The 15614-nt window shown below is 58.3% G+C and carries 13 protein-coding genes and 1 pseudogene; 3 read left to right on the forward strand and 11 right to left on the reverse strand.

Annotated elements, in window-relative coordinates; translation table 11 throughout:
* Nucleotides 1–20: 20 nt before the first annotated feature.
* Nucleotides 21–1262 carry an MFS transporter gene (locus MT962_RS02090; RefSeq protein WP_247365083.1) on the reverse strand — a complete coding sequence of 414 codons (1242 nt, stop codon included), beginning with the start codon at nucleotides 1260–1262 and terminating at the stop codon, nucleotides 21–23.
* Nucleotides 1263–1965: 703 nt separating this feature from the next.
* On the opposite strand from MT962_RS02090, the pseudogene MT962_RS02095 reads away from it, so the two are divergent.
* Nucleotides 1966–2349: pseudogene (locus tag MT962_RS02095) on the forward strand (C40 family peptidase); the annotation flags it as partial.
* Here the strand turns inward: MT962_RS02095 and grxB are convergent.
* The 10 genes from grxB to MT962_RS02140 form a co-directional block, all read right to left on the reverse strand.
* Nucleotides 2350–2988, reverse strand: coding sequence for a glutaredoxin 2 (gene grxB, locus MT962_RS02100; RefSeq protein ID WP_024555489.1), 639 nt, complete (start codon nucleotides 2986–2988; stop codon nucleotides 2350–2352).
* Between the two features lie 115 nt (nucleotides 2989–3103).
* The gene (locus MT962_RS02105) at nucleotides 3104–4447 is read right to left on the reverse strand and encodes an APC family permease (protein WP_188723174.1); all 1344 of its coding nucleotides are present in this window, start codon (nucleotides 4445–4447) and stop codon (nucleotides 3104–3106) included.
* Nucleotides 4448–4450: 3 nt separating this feature from the next.
* Nucleotides 4451–5356, reverse strand: a complete 906-nt coding sequence (locus MT962_RS02110; RefSeq protein WP_247364406.1) for an acetamidase/formamidase family protein — start codon at nucleotides 5354–5356, stop codon at nucleotides 4451–4453.
* Between the two features lie 321 nt (nucleotides 5357–5677).
* The gene (locus MT962_RS22205; RefSeq protein ID WP_268743694.1) at nucleotides 5678–5806 is read right to left on the reverse strand and encodes a hypothetical protein; all 129 of its coding nucleotides are present in this window, start codon (nucleotides 5804–5806) and stop codon (nucleotides 5678–5680) included.
* A gap of 170 nt (nucleotides 5807–5976) precedes the next feature.
* On the reverse strand, nucleotides 5977–6621 hold the full coding sequence (locus tag MT962_RS02115; protein ID WP_024555486.1) for an OmpA family protein: 645 nt from the start codon (nucleotides 6619–6621) through the stop codon (nucleotides 5977–5979).
* Entirely contained in the window at nucleotides 6618–8381 is a 1764-nt protein-coding gene (locus MT962_RS02120) for a hypothetical protein (RefSeq protein ID WP_048887209.1), read from the reverse strand. The genes MT962_RS02115 and MT962_RS02120 overlap by 4 nt, the downstream gene beginning before the upstream one ends.
* Entirely contained in the window at nucleotides 8378–9655 is a 1278-nt protein-coding gene (locus MT962_RS02125) for a hypothetical protein (protein WP_125454189.1), read from the reverse strand. The genes MT962_RS02120 and MT962_RS02125 overlap by 4 nt, the downstream gene beginning before the upstream one ends.
* A 21-nt stretch (nucleotides 9656–9676) precedes the next feature.
* Entirely contained in the window at nucleotides 9677–10537 is an 861-nt protein-coding gene (locus MT962_RS02130) for an ATP-binding protein (protein ID WP_048887335.1), read from the reverse strand.
* Nucleotides 10538–10864: 327 nt separating this feature from the next.
* Complete coding sequence (gene entD, locus MT962_RS02135) at nucleotides 10865–11530, reverse strand: enterobactin synthase subunit EntD (protein WP_048887208.1); 666 nt, start codon at nucleotides 11528–11530, stop codon at nucleotides 10865–10867.
* Nucleotides 11531–11629: 99 nt separating this feature from the next.
* A complete protein-coding gene (locus MT962_RS02140) occupies nucleotides 11630–13882 on the reverse strand; it encodes a TonB-dependent siderophore receptor (protein ID WP_247364408.1) in 2253 nt (750 codons plus the stop codon).
* A 272-nt stretch (nucleotides 13883–14154) separates the two neighbouring features.
* Between MT962_RS02140 and fes the strand changes: the two genes are divergently transcribed.
* The gene (fes, locus tag MT962_RS02145) at nucleotides 14155–15384 is read left to right on the forward strand and encodes an enterochelin esterase (protein WP_247364412.1); all 1230 of its coding nucleotides are present in this window, start codon (nucleotides 14155–14157) and stop codon (nucleotides 15382–15384) included.
* A 14-nt stretch (nucleotides 15385–15398) separates the two neighbouring features.
* A complete protein-coding gene (locus tag MT962_RS02150) occupies nucleotides 15399–15614 on the forward strand; it encodes an MbtH family NRPS accessory protein (protein WP_247364416.1) in 216 nt (71 codons plus the stop codon).

Raw genomic sequence — 15614 nt, forward strand, 5'->3', positions numbered from 1 at the left:
ACGCACTCCAGTTGTGGGAATTAATCCAGCGTCTTGCCTGCCGTCTCTTTCGCGAGCAGAACGGCGATAAAAGAGATGAGCGCCGTCGCCATTACATAAAACGCGGGGGAAAGCGGGTTGCCGGTGAAGGTAATCAGGCTTGCCGAAGCGAGCGGTGTGACGCCACCGAACAGCGCCACCGTCATGTTGTAAGAAACAGCGATGCTGCCATAGCGGATAGCGGTGGGAAAAAGCTCGACCATCGCCGCGCCGCAGCCGCCGTTAAACAGCGCGACGAAAATGCCGAGCATGCTCATCGCGCCTACGGATGCGAGTACGGAGCCTTGCGCCATCAGCAGCATCGCAGGCCACGTCAGCAAAATAAAACCGCCGCAGCCCATCAGCATCAGCGGGCGGCGGCCCAGCCTGTCGGAGAGATAACCGGTAATGGGCATCGCTATCGCCACGCTCAGAAGGCCAAGCGTCGTAATGAGATAGGCGTCGGTGCGGCTGTAATTGAGGTAGGTGGAGAGATAGCCGGGCATAAACGATTGCAACACCCAACTGCTTACCGCTTTTACCACCACAAAGCCGACGCAAAACAGCAGCGCCCGGGTAGACGTTTTCAGCGTGGTGCGCAGCGGCGAATGTTCAAGTTTGCCGCTCTTTTGCAGCTTATGAAACGCGGCGGAATCCTCCATATTGCGGCGCATATAGAATCCGCCCAGCCCCAGCGGCGCGGCCAGCAGGAAGGGGATGCGCCAGCCCCAGCCGTTCATGGCGGGCTCGCCAAGCCAGTGGGTCAGCGCCAGCACCAGCCCGGAGCCGCAGACAAAGGCCATAAAGCTGAAATTCTCGCTCCAGCAGGTCAGCGTGGCGCGGCGGTGTGGCTTAGCGCTTTCGGCAAGGTAAGTAATTACCCCCGAACTCTCGCCGCCCGCCGCGAAGCCCTGCACCAGCCGGGTCAGCACTAGTAAGAGCGGAGCGATTATCCCCGCCTGCTGGTAAGTAGGAAGAATACCCATTACGAAGGTGGAGACCGAGGTAATCGTAATGACCGTCACCAGCACTTTGCGCCGCCCCAGCCTGTCGCCCATCGAGCCGAAAAAAAGACCGCCCAGCGGGCGCATTAAAAAGCCGGAGCCGAATACGGCGAACGATTTCAGCAGGGCGACCGTCGGGTCGCTGCTGGCGAAAAAGTTGCTGGCGATGATGGCCGCCAGCGTGCCGTAGAGGCCGAAATCAAACCATTCAATAAAATGGCCGACGCCGGCCGAGGTCATGATTTTAAAGGTGCTTTGCCGTCCTTCCTGCGGGCTGGCCGCCGGGTAGCCTGCAACGTAACGGGTGTCGGTCGTGTTCATGTTTTCTCCTGAGCAACGCATCGCGCGCTGGGGGTTAGCGGGTGAAGTCCCGTACCGCCGGGTTGTTATGCAGTGTTAAGGAGCCGGGGCTGTGACGCTATCGCAGGAGAAGGTTGCGTGAAGAGGGTCATAAAACAGGCCGCTGATTTGCTTCACATAGTGAAGCAATGCCCGCAGATGAAATAAAACTAACGTCACTTTCAGGAAGCGCTAAACCCGCCGGCGCCGCGTCGATGGTAGTCTGTTTTCTGAGCGCTCCCGGTGCGCTTTCTCTTTTTTCATCATCAGGCGCGGATGTGATAAACCGCCGACGGGTAAGTAATTCATCGCTATGTTCAAGACTAAAATACGACTCATCACTCTGCTGATGGCGGTTTCCGTCAGCATGCCTCTGTGGGCAAAACCGCATCACCATGCGAAAAAAGCGGTTTCACATACGCATCATCAGCAGGGAAGCCGTACTTTAAGCGCAAGGACATCTTTTCACTACGACGCTTTCGACGTAAATAGTTCGCTGCTGAACGCCTCTTACGATACGAAAGCGAGCAAACGCCATTTCCATTTACAGGATGGGACGGGGCTTGCGGAAACCGATGCGCTGCATGAGACGCGGGAGAAAATCCTCGCCCGGCTGAAGGCGCAGCTCGGCAAGCCCTACGTCTGGGGCGGGGAGAGTCCGCGTGAAGGTTTTGATTGCAGCGGGCTGGTGTTTTACGCCTATAACGCGCACCTGTCCGCGTCGCTGCCGCGCACGGCCAATGCGATGTATCACGACCGGCGCGGCAACCCGGTGACAGCATCAGAGTTAAAACCGGGCGACCTGGTCTTTTTCCATATCCACCACGGCAAAAAAGCGGATCACGTTGGCGTCTACCTGGGCGACGGGCAGTTTATTCAGGCGCCGCGCACCGGCGAGACGATCCGCATCAGCTCCCTTAACAATCCCTTCTGGCAGGATCACTGGCTCGGCGCGCGACGCGTGATTACTCCGCGCACCGTCGCCTGATTATGACCAGAACAGCGGCACGGCGCTGTGGCGCGAGCGCAAGTCCAGCCATGTACGCAACGCCTGCGGCCAGCGCAGCGACGGCTCGCAGGTAAAGCCTCTTAGCACAGTAAAGAGCTTGATTTCGGTGTAGCTCACCGGATGCTGCGCATCGATGGCGTCGCCAAGCAGCGCTTGCGCGCGCTCGAAAAGCGTAAAAATCGGCTCCACCAGCGCAGGCGTTTCGGCCAGCGCTTCGTCAAAACCGTTAATTTCGCTCTGCTTCGCCGCTTTCCAGGCATCGCGGGCGCTGGCGGCCTGAAACTCCGGCAGCAGCAGTGTCGGCCAGCGTGGATAGCCGATTTTTTGCAGCGGCAGCATCGCGTCGCTTAGCCAGGCGTCCACCTCCGGGCGGTTTTCCGCTTGCAGAATGGGCTCGCCGCAGTGGTTATCGAGCCAGGCGACGATCGCCAGGCTGTCGGCCAGCACCGTGCCTTCGCCATCATCGAAAATCGGCACCACTTTTTCCCCCACCAACCGCGTGGGCGTCTGCTCATCGTCCCAGAGCAGGTAACGCACGTCGATGGGAATATTTTTGATGCCGGTGATAAAGCGCACGCGGGTGCAGAAGGGGCAGTGGTCGTAAGCGTAAAGTTTCATGGCGACTCCTTCTCAGACAGCATAGCGGGGCAGGATAAGCGCGCGTTATCCCGTGAATAAGAGAAAGTATAGCGGTGAGAAGGGCCCCGCCGGATGGCGGAGCCGGAAGGGAAGGTCAGTTGTCGAGGTCCAGCACCACGTCGCGCTTAAGGGTAAAGCGCATCACCAGGTAGTAAACCACGCCGATGGCAAGCCAGCTCAGGCCAAGGATTTTCGCCTGGCTGTCCATCTCGTAAATCACAAAGCCGATAATGAAAAAGCCAATCAGCGGGAAGATAAGATGCAGCAGCAGGTTGCGCGACTTACTGCGCAGCATGTAGTGGTTAATTACCGAGATATGCAGCAGCAAAAAGCCCATCAGCGCGCCGAAGTTCACCAGCCGGCTCAGGTTATCGATATTGCCGTTGAAATAAAGGCCGGATGCAATGGAGATCACCGCCACGATCAGCGTGCTGACGTACGGCGTTTTAAAGCGCGGGTGTACTTTAGCGAGCAGCTTCGGCAGCTGTTTATCGCGCGCCATGGCGAACAGAATGCGCGAGACCGCCGCCTGCGCCACCAGCGCGTTGGCGATGCCCCAGGAGAGCGCCGTCGACCAGATGGTCAGCTGTTTCAGCCAGGCGCCGCCCGCCAGGTTTGCCGTGTCGTAAAACGCCGTATCGAGGCTTGAGAAGTTCATGCCCTGCGCGAGGTCAGCCGCAATCCAGGTTTGCAGTATAAACAGCACGCCCACCAGCATCAGCGCGCCGAGCGAGGCTTTCCCCACCGTATCCACGCCGCCTTTGGTCTCTTCCGAAAGGGTGGAGATGCCGTCAAAGCCGAGGAAGGAGAGCACGGCGATGGAGACCGCGCCCATGACCAGCGGCAGGTTAAAATGGTCGGCGTTGTAGAGCGGGTTTAAGGTCAGGTGCCCTGCGCCCTGGCCGGCGTAAAGGGCTATCAGACCGAGCACGACAAATACCGCCAGCACGATAATTTCCGCCACCAGAATGTATTTATTGGCCTTCGCGGTAAACGAAATGCCGAGCAGGTTAATAACGCTGTTTACCGCAATAAAGCCCACAATCCAAACCCAGGCAGGCACGCCCGGCAAAATGGGCGACAGCGCGGCGGCGCTGACGATATAGAGCAGTGAAGGCACCAGAATGTAATCCAGCAGGATAAGCCAGCCGGCGAAAAAGCCCACCGTCGGATGTATGCCGCGCTGGGCGTAAGCATAGACCGAGCCGGAGACCGGAAACGCCCGCGACATCGACCAGTAGCTCATGGCGGTGAAAAACATCGCCACCATGCCGATGAGATAGGCCAGCGCCACCATGCCCTGCGCGCCGTCCCAGACATAACCAAACACGCCGAACGGCGCGATAGGCACCATAAAAATCATGCCGTAAATCAGCAGGTCCTTGAGCGTCAGCGCCCGGTGCAGCTCCTGCTTATAGCCAAATTGTTCAACGGACATCCATCAACCCTCAATACGCAAATTCAGCTGTGCGGCAACGGCTTTCGGCAGCGCGTAGCGGCACGTTTTCAGCGGGTCCACCACCTGGCAGATTTGCAGGTCCCCCGCGATGCTCAGCAGCGTGATCGCCTGGTCGAGCGTCATGCCGGCATTATCAGCAACAAAGTGCGCCATATTGCGCGTGGCGAGCGAGGCGGCCTCATCCAGCGTTTTGGCGGAGCCGAGCGTATAAAGGGCGTCGGCGTTTTCCAGCATCGGCGTCGGCAACGGGCGATCTTTCACCACGCTCAGGGTTACCGTCACCTCGCCGGGAATTTCCAGGCCGCAGACGGAAACTTCGCCATCGCCCATGGCGGCGTGCAGGTCGCCAAGCGCGAACAGCGCGCCATCGACGTTCACCGGCAGATAAAGCGTGGCCCCTTCGGCAATCACTTTACAGTCCATGTTGCCGCCGTGGCTGTCCGGCGTGCCGCAGGAGATAGGCTCGCCTGCGGGCGCCACGCCAATCACGCCGATCATCGGGTTAAGCGGCACGCGCACGCCGCCCGGCAGCAGCGCTTCGTTGTTTTCAATCGGGACGATAGTGATTTGCGGTTTTTCCAGCTCATCGCCCACTACGCCAAGCTGCGGCGCGGTCACCATCACCGCCTGAGGGTGGGTAAGGGCGATGCGTTTGATATCGACGCGCAGCACGTCGCCTGCTTTGGCGCCTTCGACATAGACCGGGCCGGTCGCCGGGTTAATGCGCTGCCAGTCCAGTTCAGTGAACGCCGCATCGGCGCTCGCTATCTGGTCGGAAAAACAGTCACAGGTCTGGAATGTGACTTCACTGCCGCTTGCGACTGTCGCCACCGGGGCATTGTCGCGCGACATCGCATAGACCACCTCTGTACGGGAAATTACCGTCATGCTTGCTCCTGAAGATAGATGTTGTGTTTATTTCTGCTCCCGTCCGGCTTTCTGGTGGGCCGGTTAAACGGGGAAGAGGAACGGGCGGGGGTTTCGTTGCTGGTGCGATAAAACCTGGGGAAGCAGCGCTAAAGGCTGCATCACGCCGTTATTCTTTGTATCGGCAATACGTGACGGAGGCAATTATTAGCCATTGAAATATTTGCAACATAACGATGCGTTTTGTGCAACGTTTTGCCGCGCGACAGGAACAGGCAAGGCGGCAGGAGAAACGGGCAAGCCCCGCCGGTTCAGCGCAAACAGGCGGGGGCGAAAAAGAGACTAGCGGCGGTAGTCGTGGTGACGATCGCCATGATGATGACGGTGGCCGTCGTGATGATGATGGTGGTAAACGCAGCCGCTTAAGCTGGCGAGCGATAACAGCAGGCTCACAAGGGCGATATTTTTCATTCTTTTCTCCTGATAAACGCCAGATAAACAACAATCTGGCGCGCTTACCTTCGCCTGCGCGGCCGGGTTGCGGTATCAGGAGAATCTGAAGTCACAGGCGCACCCGCGTTATCAGAGCATTCCGCTTGGGATAGGCGGCGCGGCGAACGGCCCGTCGTCCGCCGGAGAAGTTACTGCTTATCCGCTAACACAAAACGAACTTCTATCCGTCGCTGCCGGGCATCTTCTGGCGGTACCCCTGGAATAGGCTGCGAATCACCATAACCCGCAACGATCACTCTTCGCGCGATGGCTGTTTTCAGATCGCCCACAATAAACTTACGCGCTTCCCTGGCGCGGGCGGCTGAAAGGGTAAAGTTATCGTCATAAACGGTGCAGAAGCTATCAAAGTTAGTGACGGGACGAGCAACCGGAAGATTGTCGGTATAACCTTCGATATACACCTGGCCTGCGCTAAATTCGTTTAAAAACTTCACTACCTGCGTTTCGATGGTGGCCAGCGCTTGCCGCGCCGCCGGGGCGATACAGGCGCTCCCCCGATTAAAGACGCCGTCACGCAGCGTAATTTTTTGCGAGCCGCTGTCGAGGGCTACGAGGCCCTCGTTTTGCATGCCGTCCAGCGAGGTTTTTATCTCCTCCAGCATTTTGCCGACCTTAGCGCGCTGGGCGCCAATGCCCTGTTCCATTTCCTGCTTATGCTTAACGTCCGACCAGGTTTTTTGCAGCACAGACATAACCAGCAGCAGCATGACCACCGCCATGACGCCCGACATCAGGTCTGAGACGGAAACCCATTCATTCGGTTTATCTTTCACGATACCACTCCCCAGGCGGCGGGGTTAAGCGTGTCCGGAGCCGAAAGCTTGCGTTCAAGGCTTTGCAACGTCGCTGACAGAGGTTTGAGCGTTTGCGCCAACTGCGCGTTGCCCGACGCCTGGTGGGTGGCAGCCAGTTCGCGCTGGATGGCGTTCAGCGTTGTTAGCGTATCGGTTAATCGGTTATCCAGCGAAGCGAGCGCGCTGGATGCTTCGCTGCCGCTCAGGGCGTCGTTATGGGCTTTTTCAACACTACGAACGAGTTGGCCGATACCAGCGTCAATCTTTTCCAGCGCGGGCTGAAGCGGGCTGCGCTGCTGCATCGTCCTGAGCTCTTCTACCAGCGCAGCGATGGCTTCGGCGCTCTGCACGCCTGCATCCGTAAGCGCTTCATAACGGGTATTCAGGCTGGCGACGCGGCGGCCGTTTTCAGAAACCGCGCGCAGGCCGCTGACAATCTGCTCGCGCAGGTCGTCAACCAGCCGGGTCATGGCGATAACTTTTTCGTTCAGCGTTTCGCTGGTGATAATAAAGTCGCGCTGCGTTTTGCTCTGCAAATCCATCGATTTTTCGATCGATCCGCGCACCTCATTCATGGTCGCGCCCACATTTTGCGAAAGATCGGTCACCGCATGGGAGATACCGTCCGTGGCGTTAGCCATATTGGCGGAAATGGATTCCATATTCTGGCTGAAGCTGTCGCCCATCTGGTCGATGGTGGAACCCAGATCGGTTTTAAGCGTTGCCAGCACGTCGGTCACGCCTGTACGGAAGCCATCGATGGCCGACTGCAAATTCTTCGCCGAGTCGCCCATTCCCTGTGCGGCATTGGCCATCTGTTGCGCGGAGTGTTGAATGGCGGCAAGGTTTTCACCGTTGGCTTCTATAAAGCGCTGCAATGATTCCCGGGTGGCGATAGCTTGCGCCAGCTGTTTATCCTGGCGTTCAGCCTGCGCCTGCATTTGCCCGGCGGCATCCTGGCGAATCCCCTCAAGCGTGTCGCCCATCTGCGTGAGCCGTTCGCCATACGCATGGCTTGCCTGCAGGGCGTCGGCTCCCTGCGCGGTCAGCGTCTTAAGCAGCGGCTCGATGCCAGTCTGAAGCGCGAGCAGGGCGCTTTGCGTAGCGTCACCCTGACGGCTGATGCTGGCGTCAATCGTTTCAAGAGCCAGAATAAAACGCTCTTCTGTGCGCGACTGCTTAAGATGCGCAGCCTGACGCTTCTGCTCGAAGGCGGCTTTCATCTTCTGCGCGCACCAGCGCAGGCGCTTCTCGTCATATTTGCCGATTGCCGCCCAGGTTTTCAGAAACAGAAACGCGATAATGCCCCAGGTGGAGGTTTTAAATTTCGTTCCGAGACCTTCCATCATGCCCATCAGGTTGGTCATGGCGCTGTCCATACCGGCCGAGTTAGCGTCGATAAGAATGTCGGAGGCTTTGTTCAGCGCAATGCCCAGGCCAAGAAAGGTGCCGAGAAGACCAATTATCAGTAAAACGCCCGGCATGATGTCGGCCATTTTTTCCCCGGTGGTGGCGACGGCTGCGCTAATCTCATGAACCGATCCATGCTCAACGTCAAGATCGTCCGCCGTGTTATCCGGCGTGCCGGCGTGCCATTTTTTTTCCCATTGCGTAGCGTTGGCGCGGGTGCAAAGCAAGCCTATGGTGACCAACACCATTATCAGCATGAGGCCGCCAAACCCCAGCTGAATAACCTCCATGCGCGGCAGTAAAAAGGCGAAGAACTCCTGGGGCGTCATGCGGCCACCTCAACCAGTTTTTGCGCGCGCGCGCGGCTCGCCTCTTCGAAAATATTGGCGAAATCGATAATCAGGCTTTGCTCGTCGAAGGTGAGCTGTTCCCAGGTTTTGCCATACTGGGCGCAATCGATAATGATCATCCCGGCGGCGTTGCTGTCTTCCAGCAGGTAGTCGCGGCCCTCAGCGATAAAGTCGCCCGGCTCTTTCTCCAGCAGTTGCAGGAAGCCCTCAGCGGCGAAGACGTAATTACGCATCTCGTTGGTGCGTTTGCGTTTGTTTTCCATTTCGCTCTGCTGAGCCGGAAGGCGGGCCTCAAGGGCGCTTAACATCTGCGCCTCTTCCGGCGACAGATCGCCCAAGCGCTCGCCAATTTTCAGGCGACGCAGCAGCACTTCTTCTTTAGAGAGCGCTTCGCTAAGCGATTTCCACTCGTTTTCCATCGCCTGGAGGTTGTAGCCCCAGGCCATGATCATCTCTTCAAAAACAAACGGCAGCAGTTTCTGGCCGAAACGCGCCATCACGACATCATTCAGACGCTGCGTCGCGCTATCGCTGAGTTGAGGATTGGGCTTAAGCAGTTCGCTGCCCGTTTCAATCAGGAACAGGTCGTCATTGGTAATGACATTGATATCCTGTGCGCGGGTCAGGCGTTGTTCGGTTTCTTTCAGCAGTTTCTGCGCGGCGCGCAGGCGCAGGTAATGGTCAAAATCGTTAATCTGAATGTTTTCCAGCACATCCTGAATACGGGTTGAGAGCTGGGCGTAGTGGGTTATCAGGCTGGCTAAGTCGATGGCAAGGGCCGCCTCACCGCGCATCTGGCTGCGCGCTTCGCGCAGCGCCTCTTCATGCCGGCGGGCCTCTTCCATCTCTTCGGGCGTAAGGAAGATATCTTTCAGCGCCTTCGCTTTTTTAATCGCCCATTCAATGGCTTTACTGATGCGTTTAGCAAGATCGCTCTTATCCCACTCAACCAGCAAACCAAGGGCGCGATCCAGCGCATTCAACGCGCCGCCAATCCAGGGAAACTGCGGCAGCACTTTGGTGGCAAGCTTCGCCGCCGTCTGCACAATCGGACGAATGACGTTGTTGATAATCGGTTTTACTTTATCCCAGACCTTTTTTACGCTGCCGACAAAGGTTTCCGCTTTATCAGCCATCCATGAAACGGTTCTGGCAGCGGTCTCTTTTACGCTATCCCACGCCCGGCTGGCTACGCTAACCGCAGAACTGACGAAACTGCTTAACCTACTCCCCATGCTTGACCAAAAACCCATTTCCACTCTCCTTTATTATTCTTAAACGCCCAGTAGTTTTTTTGCTGTGTTGACATCGTCTGGCAGGCGGCCCGCACGACTGGCGACAGCCTGACGCGAGGCGAGAACCTGTTCGATCGCTGCCTGTAAATGACGTGTTGCGAGGCGTGGTGAAACGCCGTCGCGCTCGGCTTCCAGCAACGCTTTTGGCAGAGCAAGGCGCATGCAGGTGCGTATTTCACGCCCGGCAAGACCTTCAGAAAGCCCGCTTGCGGCTTCAAGCAAGGTGTCGCGCGTGTCGGCCAGGGGAATATCGGCCACCAGAAATTTACTCCAGAGCTGCTGGCGGGCGGGCTGGTCGGGCAGCGTAAATTCAACGTGATAGCCGATACGGCTACGAAACGCTTCATCATAATTGCCCGCGAAATTGGTAGCGAACACGGCGATGCCTTCAAAACGTTCCAGTTCGATAAGCAGGGTAGAGCGCATAGCATTCACTTCGTTATCGACACCTTGCGTAACGGAAGAGAGACGTTTGCCCAGTAAGGTATCGGCCTCATCGAAAAAAAGCAGCGCGCCGGTTTTGCGGGCGCAGGCAAAGGCGGCCTGAATGTTTTTCGCCGTTTCCCCCATAAATTTGCTCTCAAGCTCTGCAATGCCAAGCGAGAGAAAGGGCAGGCCAAGCTGACCTGCCAGCGCTTCGGCGCAAAGGGTTTTGCCCGTTCCCGGCGGCCCGTAAAAGTTGAGAATGGCGGTCATGCCCATCGGATCCACGCTTGCAAAATTCCATTGTTGATAAATGGTGTGGTGAAAACGCAAGCGGGCGAGGCATTCGTCGAGCGAAGTGCGGGTAGCGGCTGATAAAATGACGTCTTTATTTAACGTAAACCGTGGCGTTTGCACGGCGCTTTCAACAGCGAAGCGTTTCTCTGTATCAGCCCGATATAGAGGCGCAAGGGCGTCTCTTTCAGCAGCCGTATCTCTGGTAGGGCGGGTCATCTCAGCCTTATCCCTGAGCGCTGAATGACGTCACACTCCCTTCCTCAGACGGCGTTTCGCCAGACGAAATACGTCCTCTTGCCGGTCTGTTGACGTAATCAGCGCGGTATAAAATGTTTTTTAGGTTAAGGGCTTATCGGCATGCTAAGGCTCGCCTTGAATAAAATAACGTGTTTAATACCCCTTCCCCCTGGAATTGGGGATCTCAGGGTGGATGCTGGAGAAAGCGCGTTAATAGTGGGCTAGCGTCATGAGCGTACTTTGATTCTGAAGCCAGTGAACAATGAACCGTTCGTTTACGCCAAATGGCCCGAGAGGTTGTGTGAGACGCAACTCAAGCCTGCCGTCAGTGACAGAGAGCAACTCTGCGCACTCAAAGCCAAACCGGGTTTTTACCTGCGGGAAAAGCGCCTTAAAAAGACTCTCTTTGGCGGAAAACGCCAGCGTGACGGCGACCGGGTAAGGAAGGGAAGTCTGATGCAGGCGCAGGCGCTCGCCAGCCTGAAGCGCGCCTTCGGCGATATCCGGCGCGCTGCGCTCATCCAGCAGCGTTTCCCGGTCGATGCCGATGCCCTGTGTTGCGCTGTCGCGCTTTACCGCCACCGCTATCGCCACGCCTGCGGTATGGGTAATGCTGCCGCAAAACCCCTGCGGCCAGAGCGGTTCCCGGTGCGCGCCAATGCCAGGCGCAGGGCTGTCGCTTCCGGCGTGGCGCAGCGCCGCCGCCGCCGCTATCCGCCCGGCCAGGTGCTCGGCCTGCCTGCGCGGCGCGAAGCGCGTTATCTGCGCGTGGTGCGCCAGCCAGAACAGGTCGGCGGGGTGCAGCGTCGCCGGGTCGAAATCAACACGAAACAGCGTGTGGCCGGCGAACGTAAACGGGCGGAGCTGGGTTTGCATAACGGTAAAGTGCGCGAGGGGAGAACATGGGCGTAGTGTAACAACACACAACAAAAAGGCGGGAGTCGCCCCCCGCCTTTTATTTTTCACGCCAGGCTATCAGAAATGCGTGTTAACGCTAACAAACCAGGTGCGGCCTGACTCGTTGTACGTTTCCGCGCCTGCGCCGTACATATACGATTTCGTTGTGTCGTTACCGGTGGTCTGCGCGTTGCCTGCGCGCCAGTGGCGTTTGTCGAAGAGGTTATCCACGCCCGCCGTCAGGCTGACATTTTTGGTCGCATCCCAGGTGCCGCTCAGGCCAACGATGCTGTAAGGACTCACTTCGTTGGTTTCGCTGCCGGTCGCGCGCGCGCCTTTGTAGTTATAGATCTTCGGCTGCTGTTTGCCGTACCAGGTGAACGTGGACTGCACGGAGATATCCTGGCGAATCTGCCAGCTCAGCGTCGAGTTCAGCGTATATTCCGGGATAATCGACAGTCGGTCGCCGGTGGTTTTGTTCTTGCTTTGCAGCATGTAGGTGAAGTTGTTGGTCCAGTTCACCGTGTCGCTGACCGGCACGTTGAGGCTGCCTTCCAGGCCTTCCACCACCGCCTTCGGCACGTTTTCCCACTGGTAAACGTCCGTTGTCGCTTTCGACGCTTTGCCGACAGGCGAGTAGCCCGCTTCAATCTTGTCGCGATAGTCGTTACGGAACCAGGTTACCCCTGCCAGCCAGCCGTCGCGTTTGAACTCCAGGCCCACTTCTTTATTGATGCTGGTTTCCGCTTTCAGGTCGTCGTTGCCCATCAGGTAACAGGCGCCGGCGCTGGCGTAGCAGCCCTGGCCGCGGCTGTAGAGAATGTAGTTCGGGTTGGTCTGATACAGGCTCGGCGCTTTGTAGGCGCGGGCGATGCCCATCTTCAGCGTAATATCGTCCGTCAGCCCCTGGGACAGGTTCAGCGACGGGCTCCAGTTATCGCCGACGATAGTGTGATGGTCAAAGCGCAAGCCCGGCGTCAGCATGGTGCTGTCGGTCAGCTCCATATTGTCTTCGGCGAAGAGCGAGAAGATTTCCGCTTTGGAGTAGGGGCTGCGGTTGGTGGCGTTCACGCCGCCAATGGTGCCGCCTTCGGTCAGCGACTGGGTGTTGGACGCCAGGTCCTTCATGCGCTGCTGGTTCCACTCGGTGCCGAGCGTCAGGTTCTGGTTAACGAGCAGATCGAGCGGCAGGTTGACTTCGCTGTGCAGCAGCACGTCGCTCAGATCGATATTGGAGAAATTCTCGTTGGAGAAAATCCCTTCGGTGCCGCCCGCCAGACCTTCGTTTTTGCGCGAGTTGCGGGTGTGTTCGTACTGCGCATAAGTATTGGTGGTGATGCCGTTGTCCCAGCCGCCGTTCCAGGTCAGCGAGTAGTTCTGGCGATAAAGCCGGTTGGTCTCTTTACCGTAATTCTTTTTCACCAGCGCGTTGGTGTTGGTGTTCTGCGTATCACCGGCATACAGGTTGCCCTGACGGCTGTATCCCGCCTCCAGCTCCAGCGAGTTAAGCGGTGCGAAATCCCAGCGCAGCTGGCCGTTAATATCCTTGTTAATCACACCTTCACGCCCGGCAGGCACGGTGTTGGCGTAGCTGCCGGTACGTTCAGACTCATGCCCTTTGTTGATGTCCCAGGCGTCGGCCTGGGTTTTATCCAGGTTGCCGTACAGGCGGAAGCTAAAATCGCCGCCGAGCGGGCCGGTCAGGTTGAAGTTGGTGCGTTTGGTGGCGCCTTCGTCTTTGTGCTCCGGCGCGTCGAGATAGGTATTCCACGAGCCATGCCATTCGTCGCTGCTGCGTTTGGTGATGATATTCACTACGCCGCCCGCCGCGCCGTTGCCGTAGCGCGCCGCCGCCGGGCCGCGGATCACTTCGATGCGCTCAATCATTTCCGGCGGTACCCAGGCGGTGTCGCCGCGGGTATCGCGCTCGCCGCGCCAGCCCAGACGCACCGAGTTGCGGCTGGTCACCGGTTTGCCGTCAATCAGGATCAGGGTGTTTTCCGGTCCCATGCCGCGAATATCAATCTGGCGGTTGTTTCCGCGCTGGCCGCTGGTGGAGTTGCCGGTCAGGTTAACGCCAGGCATGGTGCGGATGAGTTCAGAAACGTCGCGCGCAGGCGGGTTTTTACGGATTTCATCTGCGGTAATGGTGGAAACGCCAGGCGCCTGCAGGTTTTGCTGGGCGGCGGTAACCACAATGGTGTCATCACCGGCGGCGGGAGCTGCTTCGCTATCAACAGCAGCGGTCTGCGCGGCATTTGCCGACAGCGCAACGCCATAGATTCCCATGTTGATTAACATCGCGAGGGAATAGTGGATCTTCTTATTCATTTTATGTCCTGCTTTTCTGCGCTGCCGACCATATGTTCCGTACCCAAAGGGCGTGGCGCAGCGTGGATAATGCCCGGTGCGGCCTGCAATGCGTCACTCATCCTGGAGCGATGAGGCCAAAACATCAGGCGGTTTTCGTCATTTTCTGAATACCTTATGCGCTTCCCACAGCGCGCCCATACGCTATTGCAAATGCAAATAATTATCAATAATATTATCATGAATTTCTTGGCGGTAACGGCTTTTGCCATGATTAACAAGGGGTTAATAAAGTGACGGCGCACACAACGGGAAGTGAAGCCTGGTGGCAGGCGAAACAGGCGCAGGGTATCCCTGACATCGTCTGCGGGGCGAATGGCGAGTGTAAAGTGACCTTCTGGTGGCGAGATCCGGCGGGGAACGAGGAACGCTCGCGCGTACAGCGCGTCTGGCTCTATATCACCGGCCTGACCGATCACCATAAGCCTTCCCGGCCGCAAAGTCTTACGCGCGTGCCCGGCACCGACGCCTGGCGCTGGCAAATCACCCTCAACGCCCGCTGGCGCGGCAGCTACTGCCTGATCCCCTCTGAGCGGACGGATGACTTCGCCCCCGAGGTCTTTGCCGGCGAGGCGCCAGACCGCGCGGCGCTGCGCGCAGGCTGGGGCAAACTCTTGCCAGGCGCTATCGCCGACCCCTTCAACCCGGCCCACTGGCGCGGCGGACGCGGCCACCCGGTCTCGGCGCTGCATCTCCCCGCCGCGCCGCCGCAGCCCGGATGGGATAAGCCGCAGACGCCTCATCACCCGCCGCGCTGCATTCAATGGCGCAGCCATCGCCTTGCTAACAGCCGCCGCATATGGGTTTTCACCACCGGTGAAGCGCAGCCTGAGCAGCGCCCGCTGGCGATTTTGCTCGACGGCCAGTTCTGGGCCGAGAGCCAGCCCATCTTTCCCGCGTTGCAGGCGCTGACTAACGACAAAATACTGCCGCCTGCGGTTTACCTGCTTATTGATGTCATCGACACCGTTCACCGTAGCCATGAGTTGCCCTGCAATGCCGATTTCTGGCTGGCGGTGCAGGAGGAGCTGTTGCCGCAGGTGCAGGCCATCGCGCCCTGGCGCGATGAAGCGGCGACCACGGTGGTGGCGGGGCAGAGCTTTGGCGGCCTCGCCGCGCTTTACGCCGGGCTCAACTGGCCGCAGCGCTTTGGCAACGTGCTGAGCCAGTCCGGCTCCTTCTGGTGGCCGAACCGCGGCGGCGAGCAGGACGGCTGGCTGGTGGAGCAATTGCTCGAAGGCCGGCTCGACGCGCGGCCGCTGCGTATTTTTCTTGAAGCGGGCATTCATGAGCCGCTCATTTATAAGGCCAACCAGCGCCTTTATTCCTTACTACACACCCAGCAACCGCTTTTCTGGCGTCAGGTTGACGGCGGACACGACGCGCTTTGCTGGCGGGGCGGGTTGACGGAAGGGCTGTGCGCGCTCTGGCGTCCGCTTACCGAACCGCAGGCGCGTATTTAAAGACAGGAGTATGTATGGAATTTGCAAATCCCTTCGATGACCTGCAGGGGCGGTTTTACCTGCTCGAAAACAGCGACCGGCAGTTCAGCCTCTGGCCGGAACATTGCCAGCTGCCGCAAGGCTGGCGCGTGGTGTGCGAACCTCAGTCGCAGGAAGAGTGCCAGCGCTGGCTCGCCGCGCGTTGGCAGACCCTTCAGCCAGGCCATTTTGTCCCCGTCGCGAGCGAGTAA

This window comes from Franconibacter sp. IITDAS19, from assembly GCF_023079515.1.
GTDB lineage: Bacteria > Pseudomonadota > Gammaproteobacteria > Enterobacterales > Enterobacteriaceae > Franconibacter > Franconibacter pulveris.